The 15,029-nt window shown below is 45.9% G+C and carries 11 protein-coding genes; 6 read left to right on the top strand and 5 right to left on the bottom strand.

Going from position 1 to position 15,029, the window contains the following annotated elements; translation table 11 throughout:
• Positions 1-149 precede the first annotated feature (149 nt).
• On the top strand, positions 150-473 hold the full coding sequence (locus INR79_RS20320) for a hypothetical protein (protein ID WP_022603374.1): 324 nt from the start codon (positions 150-152) through the stop codon (positions 471-473).
• A gap of 5 nt (positions 474-478) precedes the next feature.
• Here the strand turns inward: INR79_RS20320 and INR79_RS20315 are convergent, their stop codons facing one another.
• The 3 genes from INR79_RS20315 to INR79_RS20305 all read right to left on the bottom strand — a co-directional run bounded on the left by INR79_RS20315 (position 479) and on the right by INR79_RS20305 (position 4,359).
• The gene (locus tag INR79_RS20315; protein WP_223099453.1) at positions 479-1,477 is read right to left on the bottom strand and encodes a GyrI-like domain-containing protein; all 999 of its coding nucleotides are present in this window, start codon (positions 1,475-1,477) and stop codon (positions 479-481) included.
• On the bottom strand, positions 1,464-2,840 hold the full coding sequence (locus INR79_RS20310; RefSeq protein WP_022560746.1) for an MATE family efflux transporter: 1,377 nt from the start codon (positions 2,838-2,840) through the stop codon (positions 1,464-1,466). The genes INR79_RS20315 and INR79_RS20310 overlap by 14 nt, the downstream gene beginning before the upstream one ends.
• 226 nt (positions 2,841-3,066) lie before the next feature.
• The gene (locus INR79_RS20305) at positions 3,067-4,359 is read right to left on the bottom strand and encodes a hypothetical protein (protein WP_223099451.1); all 1,293 of its coding nucleotides are present in this window, start codon (positions 4,357-4,359) and stop codon (positions 3,067-3,069) included.
• 518 nt (positions 4,360-4,877) lie between these two features.
• Here INR79_RS20305 and yegD point away from each other — a divergent pair.
• From yegD to INR79_RS20290, 3 genes are all read left to right on the top strand, one after another.
• Positions 4,878-6,248 (top strand): molecular chaperone, encoded by a 1,371-nt coding sequence (gene yegD, locus INR79_RS20300; RefSeq protein ID WP_223099449.1) that lies wholly within the window; start codon positions 4,878-4,880, stop codon positions 6,246-6,248.
• 576 nt (positions 6,249-6,824) lie between these two features.
• Positions 6,825-8,630 (top strand): S8 family peptidase, encoded by a 1,806-nt coding sequence (locus INR79_RS20295; RefSeq protein ID WP_022560743.1) that lies wholly within the window; start codon positions 6,825-6,827, stop codon positions 8,628-8,630.
• Positions 8,631-9,101: 471 nt separating this feature from the next.
• Positions 9,102-10,769 (top strand): PKD domain-containing protein, encoded by a 1,668-nt coding sequence (locus tag INR79_RS20290; protein ID WP_223099447.1) that lies wholly within the window; start codon positions 9,102-9,104, stop codon positions 10,767-10,769.
• Between the two features lie 44 nt (positions 10,770-10,813).
• Here the strand turns inward: INR79_RS20290 and INR79_RS20285 are convergent, their stop codons facing one another.
• Positions 10,814-11,611: an arylamine N-acetyltransferase family protein gene (locus INR79_RS20285; RefSeq protein ID WP_223099437.1), complete on the bottom strand. Its 798-nt coding sequence runs from the start codon at positions 11,609-11,611 to the stop codon at positions 10,814-10,816.
• A gap of 330 nt (positions 11,612-11,941) precedes the next feature.
• Here INR79_RS20285 and cysS point away from each other — a divergent pair, with 330 nt between their 5' ends.
• A complete protein-coding gene (gene cysS, locus INR79_RS20280; RefSeq protein ID WP_223099435.1) occupies positions 11,942-13,318 on the top strand; it encodes a cysteine--tRNA ligase in 1,377 nt (458 codons plus the stop codon).
• 71 nt (positions 13,319-13,389) lie between these two features.
• Here the strand turns inward: cysS and INR79_RS20275 are convergent, their stop codons facing one another.
• Positions 13,390-14,295 carry an EamA family transporter gene (locus INR79_RS20275; RefSeq protein ID WP_223099433.1) on the bottom strand — a complete coding sequence of 302 codons (906 nt, stop codon included), beginning with the start codon at positions 14,293-14,295 and terminating at the stop codon, positions 13,390-13,392.
• A 211-nt stretch (positions 14,296-14,506) separates the two neighbouring features.
• On the opposite strand from INR79_RS20275, the gene INR79_RS20270 reads away from it, so the two are divergent.
• Positions 14,507-14,992 (top strand): MarR family winged helix-turn-helix transcriptional regulator, encoded by a 486-nt coding sequence (locus INR79_RS20270; RefSeq protein WP_223099431.1) that lies wholly within the window; start codon positions 14,507-14,509, stop codon positions 14,990-14,992.
• Positions 14,993-15,029 lie beyond the last annotated feature (37 nt).

Raw genomic sequence — 15,029 nt, 5'->3', positions numbered from 1 at the left:
CGCTCAGTTCGTTTATCGTTCTGAGCGGTTTTATTTTTCTCTGCAACCACCTAAATAAATACATTGAGGTTGCCAGTACTTACACTGGCTTACGTAAATTCCATGATTCGAGTGTTAGCATCTCCGCATGACTATTTGGGATAAAACACATGAATAAACTACTGATCACATTGATAGCGATTTTGGTAATCTCCGGTTGTTCAAACTTGGGAGATCGCTATAGATACCGTCATGCTGTTGTAGGTGAAACCAGCTCAGAAGCACTGATCAAAGAATACGGTCACGCAACGACTTTGATTGACCAAGAAAACGGAAAAATTTCATACATTTATGACAAGGGTGAATACATGTATGCATTCACCTTTGTCGATAATGTACTCATCTCCAAAGAGAAGGGTGAAGAAGTGGATGGTGAATACATTTTTACCGAATTAACGGATATTGAATTCGGTGCCGATGGCGAATTCAACTAACAAATTTAACCGCTCAGTTCGTTCATCGTTCTGAGCGGCTTCATCTTGATCCACACTTCCATATCTATCCACTCCGGCTTACCGTTATCATCAAATCGCGTGGGGATCGGTTTGTCATAGCGTTCAATCAGAGGGGCGGTATCTGGCTCGTAACCACTGTAAGGCAACCACTTTGCATACAGGCTTAGCTGAAACTTAGCGGCATCATCTGGCTTACCCTGATAACGAAACGCCGCATACCTACCCGCTTCCAGTTTTCCGAGTTCAAAAGGTTCTTTGATTTTGCTTTTCTGCTCCGGCGTGATGAAAAGAGCAGCGTCGTAGCGGCACTTTTCTCTGGGAGTAAAAAGCAGATTATCTCGACACATGGCCAAGCGAACCTGCTCCATCGGACCAATTTCGTTTTTGATTCCCCATTCAATCAGATTTTTCCAGCATTTAAAGATGCTGGGTAGCAGATAACCGCGTTTCGACCTGAGCAAACAAAGCTCTTTTTCTTCGGTTTCGAAGATTCGTTCTGGCGTTATGGCTTCGCTTGGCTCGCAGACATCCGCTTCACGGCGCAACGAATGAAGATGCTGCAAAACCGACGTATCAATGGGTTGCTTTAACTCAATTTCTATATCTTTTGCTTTGCTCGACTTTCCACTTCGCACACCATAAGGCGTAATACCAAAACGTTCTTTAAACGCACGGGAAAAGTTTGCGCTACTGGAAAAGCCGTGGCTTAAGGCGACCTCGGTAATCGACTCCGAGCGAGCAAAAAGCAGCCTGTTGGCTGCTTTTTCTAACCGTAACCGATTGCTGTACTGGGTCAGGCTTTCACCGATGATGGCACTGAATATCCGTTGAAAGTGGAACTTTGAAAAATGACTCAGCTCCGCCGCTTCCTCTAGTGTGAGCGGCTTTTCAACATGAGCGTGAATGTGCGACAAAACGGGTTCAAGCCTTTCCTTGTACACTTGCCAGCTTTCTGCTGACACCGATTCCTTACTTAACGTCAACGTAACTCAACTCCGGTGAAGACAAATTGCGGTATTCCTTAAAGCAGAATAGGAAAGTGATGACCGCAGAGAAAACATCAGCTGCCACAATTGCCATGAAAATACCGTTCATACCAAAGTAATGAGGAAGGATCAGCAACAGCGGCGACATGATCAATACCACGCGTAGCAAGCTGTACAGCATCGCCAGTTTTGCGTTGCCTTTTGCCTGATAAAACCCAGTTGCCAGCATGTTAATCCCAGCCAGTGGCAATCCCCATATGGTGGCAAAAATAATAACCTTACCGTAATCAATAAGCACACTTTCTGTTGTGAATATTCCAAGTAACCATTCGGGTATGACGAGCAAAGCCACTGTCACCAGGCTTGAATACACCACCATCGCGGTAAGTGAAACTTTGATGCTTTCCTGAACCCGCTCGAATGCACTTGCACCTAAATTAAATCCACATATGGTCTGGAAGGAGATCAGCATGGCGATCATTGGCAGGATGATGAAGATAGAAAGTCGACCAAGAATACCGTAGGCACTGATCCATTCTTCTGTCGCCATGAAGGTAAACTGGTAGTTCACCAATCCAGTCTGAATTGCCATTCCCATCTGCGCGATCAGTACCGGGATCCCAAGTGCCAGAATCGAACCCCAGAACTTGAGATGTAACCCGAACGAGAACCGCACCAATGTGCCGCCTCTGAGGTATAAGCTTACGGCGATGGTCAGTGACACGAGCTGAGCAATGATGGTTGCCCATGCCGCGCCAGAAACTCCCCAACCCAGAAGAACAATGAAGATGTAATCCAGAATTATGTTGAGAACGGATGAGGTGAGCATCAACAGCATCATGATCTTGGCTTTGCCTTCTGCCCGGAATACGTCCCCGATCACCGGAAGCAAAACTGCAATTGCGCCCCCTACGATGATAGGCTGAGCGTAATCATAAGCCAGTGGATAGAAAACCGGAGGCACCGCTAAGAATTCCAGAACTGAATCCAGCTGCCACATTCCGACCACAAAGAACAGAATACTGAACACTGAAACCAAAAGGACTGAGTTTCCGGCAATCTGACCGGCTTCTGGCAGTTTCTTCTCGCCGATCAGCCGGGTAAGAATCGCCGCAGTACCGGATGCCACCATGGCACCAATCGAAGAGATCAGCATTTGAGCCGGGAAGACCATAGAGACGGCACCAATCGCATCGGCACCTACCCAGCGGGCAATGAAGATTCCATCAACCACTCCATATAAACCAATCACCAGCATACCGATACAAATCGGAACTGCTGTCTGCATAAAGAGTGTAAAGACGGGCGTGTTTGCCAATCTTTTCGTGGATTCGTCTTCTGCGAATTTCGTTTCTGACATGAGTTATCGTTTTCCTTTTGATTTAGCCTGACCGACAGTTTACGAATAATGCTGAAATAAGAATTTTCAATTCTTGCGAACTTAGCGCAACTGATTTTACAAGTTAAGTTTGCCCTTGCTCGCTCGGGGGGAGGATATCTGAAAGTGATCTCAAAAAGAAAAGCCCAGTTGCACAACAACCGGGCTTAAATGCACGTACTCTAACAGATTGTATTTGAAGATTTATTTAACCAAATACAATTGGGATGTTCTTTTTCTCAGTAAGAGTGATGACCTGACTTGCAGTCACAATGTGAAGCTTGCGAACGCTAGGGTTAGAGTAATCAATGATGACCGATTTTGTCTCTGGCAGAACATTGCGAAGTTCTGTTGTGACGACATTTGCGCGATCAGCCCCCGCTACTTCAGCCTGATTCAACGAACCAGAGTCGTTCGAACCCAAGGTCACAATGGTCTTTGAGCCATTGCCAGTGATGCTCGCGACCACCTCTGTCAGCGAGTGGCTACCAAAAGTCACATTCACTTGCTGGTCAGCAACCTTTGCCACCCACTCTGTATTTCTCAGGTCTGCCACTCTGGCTTCTTTTACCAAACGTTTGAACTTGATGTTGTCTTCCGAAGAATCTGAAGACAAGGTCAGAGTATTGCCATCGTATTGGAAACGATTTTTGGTTCTCAGTTCGTCAGACCATCTCAGATGGATACGGTGAGACCAATGTAAGTTGCCAAAGTTTACGGAACCCTGAGTAAAGTCGTAGCCTGACTGACGAGCGTAATCAAAATTGAACTGAGTACCTTTGTTCCCCTTCTCCAACGTTCCGTTGGTGATGTGAAAAGGACGACCTGCACTGGTCTCCATCGCCAGACCAGAGTCAGTATTGTCGGTTTCAAATATACGAAGAGCATATTTGTGAGCCACATAATATGACCAGTCTTTTGGTGTGTGCTGAAGCTGCTCCAAAATTGGCTCAACGGAATTGGCATTTTCAACCACAAACTCAGGTCCTGGATTTTCTGGCACCCAGTAAGAATCGAACACCGACTGACGAACATTTTGCACTTCTATGGATTCTGTCGCATCACGAAATGCCAGTGTTTTTCCCGTAGAACTGGAAGAAAGGTGCATTTCAGTGGTCATCAGTCTGAACGAGTTGATGTTGTCTGCTGTTACTAACGCTCTTAGATCATCAAATTCTGCGGTTGAACAACGTTGAGTGTAACCGAAATCTTTAACGGTCACGTTCATGTCACCGCCAAAGGTACTTTGCGGATCGCTGAGATTAAGGACTCCAGACACGTGCCCACAGGTATGGTCGATATCAAACGCAATCGAGCCATCCGCCGACTGCTCCGCAAATGTCATGAGCATTTTTTGGTTTAGTTTATTGTCTGCGAATTCCGTATAGGACATAACGCGACCTTCGAGGGATTCCGTGAAAGACGGGGACGATGTTTGGGCAATCGATGACGCAGAAGACAATGTAAGTGCAACTGCCAATGAAACTTTAGAGATTTTCATTGTTTTTCCTTCATTATTTTTATGGTCTGCCTGTATTTCTGAGGTCATTTCAACCTCAAATACGAGCGAATAAAGAAACGCTCTGCGTTTGTAAAAAGTAAACTCGATAAGAATTCATTCAGCATGACGCAGAAAAACGCGTAACTTCGCGAAAGTATTGATTAGTAAAGCCTTAACTCTTTGGTTAAATACGTTTTTGATAAAACTAACAATACGGAGGGGAAACTATAAATTTCGAAAATCTGCGTCAATGGGAATGTTCCCTTTTATTGATCTTTTCCTCACTTTTAAATAATTCTCATTCAGGCTGAAAGTTTTTTTAACATCTTGTTTTACAAGAAGATCACATTTTCCATACATTAAAGTATGACAACCTGTATTTTTTGAAACGCACTATTTAGCACACCAAGAGACGGCGCTTACTCACATTTTGTCATTTTGATGCATATACCAGTTTCTATGGCATTCATTTTGCTGTAGGATCGCCGACCTTTTTTCACTCAAATACGGGAGGTTACATGTTCATCGGTTTTGATTATGGAACAGCAAATTGCTCAGTCGCATCTATGGTGCAAGGTGAGTCGAAAGAGGGGAAAACGCCCTCGCTCATCCCGTTAGAAAAAGACAGCTACTTTATTCCTTCCACACTCTGTGCCCCGACTCGTGAGGCAGTATCGGAAGCCCTGTTCCGTCATCATGGTATATCTCCGAGTGATGAAGCTGGGGAAAAGGCATTAAGGCGAGCCATTGCTTTTAACCGCGAAGAAGGCATCGAATTACAGCCAGAAGATATGCTTTTCGGGCAAGCGGCGCTGGATCTCTACCTGGAAGATCCACGTGAAGTGTATTACGTGAAGTCGCCCAAATCGTTCCTTGGTGCCAGCGGATTGCACGAAATGCAGATTCGGTTTTTCGAAGATCTGGTGTGTGCCATGATGGTTAACATCAAAAACAATGCAGAGTCGCACCTTGATAAGATCATTACGGATGCCGTGATTGGTCGGCCAATTAACTTTCATGGGCGCGGTGGAGAAGAATCTAACCGACAGGCAGAAGGCATTTTAAGAAGAGCGGCAACCCGAGCCGGGTTTAAAAACATCGAATTTCAGTTTGAGCCTGTCGCAGCGGGGCTGGACTACGAAAGCACATTAAACGAAAACAAGACCGTGCTTGTCGTGGATATTGGTGGTGGTACGACCGACTGCTCACTCATCGAAATGGGGCCAGACTGGGCACGTAAAACCGATCGCAGCGATAGCTTGCTGGCTCACAGTGGACAACGTGTTGGAGGCAACGACTTCGATATTTATCTGGCATTTAAACAGCTTATGCCTGCGTTTGGCAGAGGCAGCAAAACCAAAGCGGGAATCGATATTCCCTTGAACCAGTTCTGGAATCCGGTTGCCATTAACAATGTGGAAGCTCAGAAAGATTTCTATGGTCGAGAGAACCACAAAGTGCTTCGTCAGCTAAGAAAGGAAGCACTGGAGCCTGAAAAACTCGACCGACTTTTACAGGTTTATCAGGAAACCCTGGGCTACAGTATTATTCGTCAGGCAGAGCAGGCTAAAATTGCGCTCTCTGACAATACCGTTCATCAGGCACAATTGAACCTGATTTCAGAGATGCTGGACGTTGAGGTAACTCAGAGCCAAATGACAGAAGCGGTCACGGCCCCGCGAGAGAAAATGATCGACCTGGTGGCAGAGGCATTGAAACTGGGTGGTAAAAAACCTGACGCGATTTATCTGACCGGAGGAAGCGCGCGTTCACCGATGTTGCGCAGCGCAATAGAGACTCAATTGCCTAACGTCCCTATCGTCAGTGGCAGCTACTTCGGCTCGGTTACGGCAGGGCTAACCCACTGGGCAGATACCTGTTTCAGCTAGTGTGACTTTGCGTTAAGTCTCCACCTGTCTTATTTTAAAACAAGTGCACTTATTGAACAGATAAGTGCATCCCCCTTCCCCATCCGTACAAAAAACAGACAAAATGTGATTTTGGTTATTTTGTAAACAGCCAGAATTCCATCCAGCAAAACGAATATATCTAGATACTTTGACCTTTAATTCTCATTTGAATAGCTTTTCTCAAAATAAATCAATCCTAAATCAATCAAGCAAGAAATTAAGTATCAAACAAATTCCATTAATTACTAAAAGATAGATTTCATCGCTATACATGCCGTTTTATATTGATGATTCCATATATTCACTTCCATTCTATAAACCCCATTTTTTATACCTTAGTGTTTTTAGCGAAATTTAGAACGGGAACGGAGATCCCGATTTGTGTTCGATTTGGTTGGTGATGGATTACATAACCGAATCATTCGCAGCTCGCTAAATTCAATCCGATTCATGTGCACATTTCAGTATGTAAGGTGGGGAGACAGGTAAACCGCCTGCATACGTGCACAGAGAAGAAGGTTGATGGCGGGTCGCTATTTGTCACGGAGATAAGAAGTGAAACTAACAAACTTCAAACACACAGCAGTGGTAACGGCGCTTATGCTAGCGGGAGTATCCGCATCTAGCGCTTTTGCGGCAGATTCGTCTGCGGCTCTTGTTCAGGCTCAGAACTCAGTGCAGGCACTGTCCCGAGCGTTGGAAACGATCCCTAGCGATAACGTACAGCTCATCGTTAAGTACAAGGCGTCTGCGACTGCGAAAAGCGGCTTCATGGCGTCAATCGTGAAAGCTCAGCAGTCTGATAACATTCGTAGCTTGTCGAATGACCTGACGAATGAATTAGGTAACGAAATCAGCTACAAACGCGCCATGCTTCTGGATGATCACCACGTTGTGAAAGTGGGCGGTGCGACCAACGCATACGACTTAGAAAACATCATTCAGAAGCTAAAAGCCGATCCAAACGTAGAAAGCGTGGAACTGGATGGCTGGGCAGTACCTTTCTACACACCAGCGGATCCACAGTATTCAAGCCAGTGGCACTACAGCAACAACACAACAGGTATTCGCGCACCTCAGGCGTGGAACAAAGCGACTGGTCAGGGCGTCACAGTCAGCGTTGTGGATACAGGTTTCACTAACCACCCAGACCTGACCCCAAGTCTGGTTTCTCATTACGATTTCATCACCAATGCCTGGACATCGCGTGATGGCGATGGTCGTGATTCTAACGGTATTGATGCTGGTGACCGCTCAGCGTATGGCGAATGTGGTCGCGACAAGTATGGCAACCCTATTCCAGCGCGTAATTCCACCTGGCACGGTACACACGTACTGGGTACAGTCGGCGCGGTTGAAGGTAATGGTCAGTACGGTGTCGGTGTTGCGTTTGATGCAACCCTGACCTCTGCACGTGTACTTGGCCGTTGTGGTGGTTCTTTATCGGATATTGCAGACGGTATCATGTGGGCAGCAGGCGCGGGTAACGTGTATAACAGCAATCCAGCACAAGTCATCAACCTCAGCCTTGGTGGTTCTGGCGCCTGTGGTTATACCTATCAAAACGCCATTAATGCGGCACGTAATAAAGGTGCTGTGGTTGTTATCGCAGCAGGTAACGACAGAGTCAACACTGCGAACGTAAGACCTGCAAACTGTCAGGGCGTTATCACGGTTGGCGCATCTGACCAAAGCGGTAATCAGGCAAACTTCAGTAACTTCGGTTCTGAAGTAGACATCATGGCACCGGGCGTAAGTATCCTGTCTACTGTAGATTCAGGTACAGCAACACCTCAGGGTCCTTCTTCTACCCGTATGAGCGGTACCTCGATGGCAACGCCACACGTGGCAGGTGTTGCAGCTCTGGTGAAACAGGCATTCCCGGCAGCTACTCCGGATCAGGTTGAAAGCATCATCAAAGATTCTGCTCGCCCATTCCCAGGCTCGTGCAGCAACGGTGGCTGTGGCGCAGGTATGCTAGACGCCAATGCAGCGGTTGATCGCGCAATTCAGCTTGCAGGTGGTGGCACACCAGACCCGGATCCAAACCCAAATCAAGGTGGTACAGCTTCCGCTAAGAACCTTTCAGGGGCTCAAGGCAGCTGGGATCACTACAACATCGACATTCCAGCAGGAATGAGCAAACTGGTTGTCAGCATTGCTGGTGGCACAGGTGACGCCGACCTTTATGTGAAGTTTGGCAGCCAGCCTTCTACTTACGACAACGACTGTGCTCCTTGGATCAACGGTAATGCAGAATCATGCGTTATCAACAATCCAAGCGCTGGTAAGTGGCACATGAGCCTGAATGGCTATCAGGCATACTCAAACGTCGATTTGACAGTTACGTGGACTCCATAACTTCAATGGAACCTCAATCCATTTTGCCCGGCTGACGCGCCGGGCTTTTTTGTATCTGGAACAATAACCTAGCATGTTAAAAGCGAGTATTTGTTCAAATTGGAACATTGTCACTAAAAGAAAAACTGAGAGATTTATTAGTTTCATTTAATCCGAACTGCTCTCATAACTTCATAAAATGCATTGATTTTTTGGCAAAAAAATAAAGCGGATTCAGTGTGTTCGGCTAAGTTTTTATTGCTTGAAAAGAAAGGGGAGTTCTCCTGTTCGCACAAACAGGGTGATTATCTTGAGAGCAAACATTCGATTATTCATAGAAGTTAGGCACTTAAGCTGAGCAGATACGTTTGATCGAATAACACAACCTGCTCAATTTCAATAGCTTGTCCTTGCCGTCACGTCCTTCAGGTAGGGTTTGGGGTTCCAGGTAAAAGTTGAAATCAACAGATGCATAAAAATGGAATTAAAAAAATGAACCGCAACATCAAACAACTTAATAAGAAAAAAAACCATCTCATGGTGATCAGCGCGTTGGCAATGGGAGTGGCAACGGCCACGTCGGCATTTGCAGCCCATGACCAGATCCCAGATGTACTGCCAACTATTTCTGAAGAAGTCAGCGCACAGCTTTCTTTAACTGCAAGCAGTGCTCTGGAAGAAAGTGCCAATCTGCTTTATTCACCAGGCGCAAGCTTCATCAAAGTTCACTTCTCCCAGTTTCAGGTGCCGGAAGGCATGGCAGTAGAAGTCTCGTCCCCAGACAGAGATGAAGTACTGCACTACGGACCGGGTTTGAACACAGCGAAAACCTACGATTCTGCTGCGGGAGATGATGGCGTAAACAGCTTCTCTGGGATGTCGATTCAAGGCGACACTGTGCATGTAAAAGTCATCGGTGAAGCTAAGGATCCTAATGCGGTGCTTAATGTGGTCATCGATCAGTACCAGAAAGGTAAAACGCAAGCCGAGATCGATTCGATCATCAACATGAATCCAGACGGCACCGAGTCTATCTGCGGTACCGATCAGAAGAAAGCTGCGGTGTGCTACAAAGATTCTCACCCAACAGAATTTGCCCATTCAAAGCCAGTTGCAAGACTGTTGATTGGCGGTCGCAGTTTGTGTACAGCGTGGCGTGTCGGTCCTGACAATCTGATGATGACCAACAACCACTGTGTGGAATCTGCAGCTGAAGCAGCGTCTACAGAAGTCTGGTTCAACTACCAGCAAGCATCCTGTGGTGGAGCGAGCGCAACCACAGTTAAAGTTCAGGCGAACAAGCTACTGTCTACCGACTACACGCTGGACTACACCCTGTTTAACGTGAAGAACTTCTCTCAGATTTCTAAGTTTGGCTACCTTGGTTTAGACCCTCGTATTCCTAAGCTTTCTGAGCGTATCTACATTCCTCAACATCCCGGTGGCCGTAAGAAAGAACTGGGTATCGAGACTGACAGAGGTTTATGTCAGGTCGATCGCCCTGTAACAAATGGTCGCGGTACTAATACGGATGCTGGCTACCTGTGTGATACAGAGGGCGGTTCCTCTGGTTCACCTGTATTAGCGGCAGCCAGCAACAACGTAATTGCACTTCACCACCTTGGTGGTTGCTACAACAAAGGTGCGCACATCAGTAAGATCTGGCCAAAAGTGTCGTCTCACTTCCCGGGCGGCGTGCCTAACAGTAAAGTGGACTTGATTGATATTAACCAACCACCTGTTGCTGATTTCACTTATACCTGTAACGAGCTTGCCTGTACCTTTGATGCGTCTAAGTCTTATGACAACGACGGAAGCATCGTTCAGTACGCCTGGAGCTACGGTAACGGCAGCACTGGTAAAGGCGTGAAAGGCGTTCAAAACTACGTCGCGAACGGCACTTACACAGTCAAACTGACAGTCACCGACAATGGTGGTAAATCGGCTTCTTATAGTCAGAAAGTGTCCGTCAAGAAAGGGTCTAACGGCGGAACTTGCCCGGGGCTTGCTACCTGGGATGCAGGTACTGTGTATCTGACTGGCGATACTGTTCAGCACAATGGTGTGAAGTACCAAGCCGAATGGTGGACTCAAGGTGCAGATCCAGAGAAAAACTCTGGACCTTGGGACGTATGGAAAGATCTGGGCGCTTGTAACTAGCCCCCCAGCAACCTCAACAAAACCGGAGCATCAGCTCCGGTTTTTTAGTCCTGATTAAACCAGCTTTCCACATCGAAACCAGTCGGTAACACCACGTCAAAATGCTTTTTAAGCAGGGTATGGTATTCCTGTACAGAGTTGACGGGTTGTTCAAACTTCTTACCTTGTCTGGTTGTTACCAGCTTACGTCCTGTCAGGGTTAACCGACCATCAGGCGTAGCGATTGAGCAACTGGTTCTCTGTGTGAAAATGGCTTTGGGAGACGTCTGCTGATAATCACACATCTCAGTAAAATCACTTAAAATTCGTTCCCTCAAAGTGAACTGATATTGAGGTTGCCAGGTTTGCTTGTCTTCGCTGCGCATCAGGAAAAGTTGCCCGTCTTTATCTTCGACTTTGTAAGAAGAATAGGCGTCATGATGGACAGTGCCATCTATCGAAATTGGCACCAGAAAGCTGTCTCCTACCCCAACATCAGCCAAAAGCTGTTTACCCTCGATCTCGACCAGTGGCATTAGGTGATCAAACTCCGGTCCATAATCTTCAGAACCAAGGACTCTTGCCGAAAGCAATTGAACTTTGAACCCCATTGAGAGTAACAACAGATAAAAACCGTAGTTGAGCTCGTAACAGAATCCGCCCCGCTTTTCCTCCAGCAGTTTGTGAAGAATCTTCGGTTCTGAAAGACTGATTTTTCTGCCAAATGTAATATCCAGATTTTCAAATGGCAGATGATATAAATGGGCAAGATGAAGCTGCGCTAACAACTCACGCGGGTCTTTTGGTATTTCGGTTATGTTTAATCTTTTCAGGTACAGTGCTTTTTGGTTATCCGTTAACATGGTTTTCCTGTTTGCTTTTAGCTTCTTGACGTTACTTGGTTATGGTTGAAACTGCACTCTAAAACCTCAACTTAGGTAGAGGTCAATATTTATATCAAACTCCCCCATTGCAATCTGGTCTCATCTCGCTTAATTTAAAAAACATGAATTTAATGACTGCGTTTATCAATCAAGAGTGTTGTTGCTGTAAATCCTGCATTTACGGCTGCATTCGAGTACCTGACGCATAGTTAACCCAGATATCAATATCACTCGATTACTAAGGCCGTAGATGCTCCCATCTACGGCCTTTTTTATTTTGTTCACGACAACCGAAACAAGGATTGAATTATGGCTCAGCCAGCACTGCAATTTTTTAACACTATGGACAGAAAACTCATGCCTTTTAATGGCATTGAGGAAGGAAAGGTTGGGTTGTATGCATGTGGACCGACCGTTTACGACTACGCTCACGTTGGCAACCTTCGCACCTATCTTTTTGTCGATGTGTTGCGCCGAGTACTCCAGCTTAATGGCTACGAGGTAAAGCATGTCATGAACATCACCGATGTTGGTCACCTTGTATCTGACGGCGACACCGGTGAAGACAAAATGGAAAAAGGGGCGCGTAAGCAGCAAAAGTCTGCTTGGGAAATTGCCACCTTTTTTGAAGATGCTTTCTTTCAGGATTTCGAGCGACTGAACATTCTTACTCCATCGATTACGTGCCGCGCAACCGAGCACATTCAAGAGCAGATAGAATTTATCCAGTCTCTGGAAGAAAAAGGATTTACCTACCAAACCAGTGATGGCGTGTACTTCAACACGGACAAACTACCGGATTACGGCAAGCTGGCGAAACTGGACAAGCAAGGGCTGGAAGCAGGCATTCGTGTGGACATGGCGGAGAAAAAGCTGCCCACCGACTTTGCATTGTGGAAATTCAGCGGTGACAAGCAGAGACAGATGGAATGGGACAGTCCTTGGGGCAGAGGTTTCCCCGGCTGGCACATTGAATGTTCAGCCATGGCAGAAAAATATCTGGGGGAAGTGTTCGATATCCATATCGGTGGAGAAGACCACATCCCGGTTCACCACACCAACGAAATTGCCCAGTGTCAGGCAAAAAATGGTCACGTTCAGGCAAACTATTGGTTGCACGGTTACTTTCTGAAAATCGATAACGAGAAGATTTCCAAATCAGGCAAATCCCTCCGTCTGGAAAGCTTGTTGGAACAAGGCTTTGAGCCACTGGCTTACCGATACCTGGCTTTAACCAGTCATTATCGAAGCCACCTGAGTTTTACCTGGGACGGCTTAAAAGGCGCGCAAAAAGCCCTTAGCCGACTGAGAACCAAAGTAGTGGCACTGCCCGATGGTGGTCAAGTTGATGAAAAGTTCCGACAGGAATTTCTAGAGCGAACCAATCGTGACCTTAACATGCCACAAGCATTGTCCTTGGTTTGGGAAGTATTGGACAGCGCACTTTCTCCCGAAGACAAAAAAGCCACGCTTTTGTATTTTGACTTGGTGTTTGGTCTGGAAATAGACAAAGTCAAAGAAGAAGCGATCCCAGAGGAAATCATTCAGCTTGCCGAAAGACGAGTGAAGCTCAAGCAGGAGAAAAAATACGAAGAAGCGGACGCAATCCGAAATCAGATTCTGGCTCTTGGTTATCAAGTCAACGACGCGGGAAAACAGTCAAGCGTGATCAAAAGTGCCAGTTGATCACATCAAAGAAAACTAAACAGGGCAGCAAGCTGCCCTGTTTGTACTCAAATAATCTTAAGATGTTCAGCTCAGCGAGAGCTTGTTGCAGGCACCGAATCCTCCAGGCCTTGAGGTTTCGGAGGCTGTGGTCTCGCAAGATAAATGGCCACGATAATGGCGAACGCACCCAGCATTTGTAAATGAGTGAATGTTTCACCAAGCACAATATAACCAAGCAAGCTAGCCGACACAGGGCTAAGAAAGCCTAAAAACGAAGTCGTGATCGTATTTAATTTTTCAATTCCCCTGAACCACACAAAGTAGCCAAATGCTCCGCCTATGATGCTTAAATAAACATAGCCCGAGATGTTGACCAGATTCAGTGAAGAAGGAAAGTCTTCATACATCATGGCGGCAGGGAGCAAAGCGATACCGCCCAATGTCAGTTGCCATCCGGTGAAACCAAGAACCGTCATCCCTTCTGGTCTTCCCCAATGTTTTGTCAGCACAATTCCAAGCGCCATACTCAGTGCTCCGACAAAGCCGAAAATCACACCCATTGGGTTCAGATCAAATGCACTGTTCACCACCAGTAAACCGATTCCTAAAACGCCGATAACGGCAGACATCAAGTTCGTCAGGTTAAGCTTACTTTTTAAAATCAGTGCACCAAGCACAATAACAAAAAGGGGTTGTGTGGATAAAAATAGCGCGGCGATCCCACCCGGTAAGTAGTAAGCCGCCGCAAACAGGCAGTAAAAGAAGAGACCAATATTGAGCAACCCCAAAACACTGATTTTGAACCACCATTTACCAGAAGGCAGGGTTCTAAACAGCATTACTAGAATTAACCCGGCACCTAATGCGCGGATCACAGAAGCGTAAATGGGGAGGTCTGCGGGGAGGGCTTCTGTTGTCACTATGTAAGTGCTGCCCCATACAATGGGAGCTAACGCAGTAAGAGATATATTGAAGAGTGTCTGGAGCTTAGTCATTGTTCTACCTCTGTATTTTATAAAATCACCATCTATTGATTCCTTTTAATAACCAGATCAAGTTTGTGGGTGAAAGTGGTGTGTAGTAACAAGTTTGATGATAAAATTTTGTATCTTTCTAATAAATATCTTTATGAAAAGATAAATCCAAGTTAATGCATAAATAATTCAATGTAAAGTATCTTCTTGGAAAGCTAAATTGGTGTGCAATATGGAATACGATCATGTAGATAAATTACTACTTCAGTGGCAAAAACAGCGACCTGAACTGGATTGCTCGTTGATGGGAGTAGTTGGTCGGCTACGACGCATGAGTCAAATCATTGAAAAAAAACAAAATAAGGTCTTTAAAGATCATGAATTAACCTCAGTAGAGTTCGATATTCTTGCAACATTAAGGCGAAATAATGAACCACTGACGCCTACCGAGTTGTATCAGACACTTATGCTGTCATCCGGTGCGATGAGTACCCGAATCGAACACCTTGTTCAGCGAAATTTAATAGTAAGAGTGGCAAGTAACGAAGACAGACGCAGCTGCAAAGTCACGCTATCAGAAGAGGGGAAAGCCCTGATAGATAAAGCCGTTGAAGCACATCTGGCAAACGCCGAAAAAAACCTTTCGCCTTTGACACTTGAAGAACAAAACCAACTTGCCTCAATCATGAGGAGCTGGCTTGTTGTAAGCGAAAAGTAACCTTCCCTTCCTCCCGTACGTCCAAGTTATTTCAAAG

The sequence above is a fragment of the Vibrio sp. SCSIO 43132 genome (assembly GCF_019904195.1).
Lineage (GTDB): Bacteria > Pseudomonadota > Gammaproteobacteria > Enterobacterales > Vibrionaceae > Vibrio > Vibrio nigripulchritudo.
This window is presented reverse-complemented; position numbering and strand designations above follow the sequence as displayed.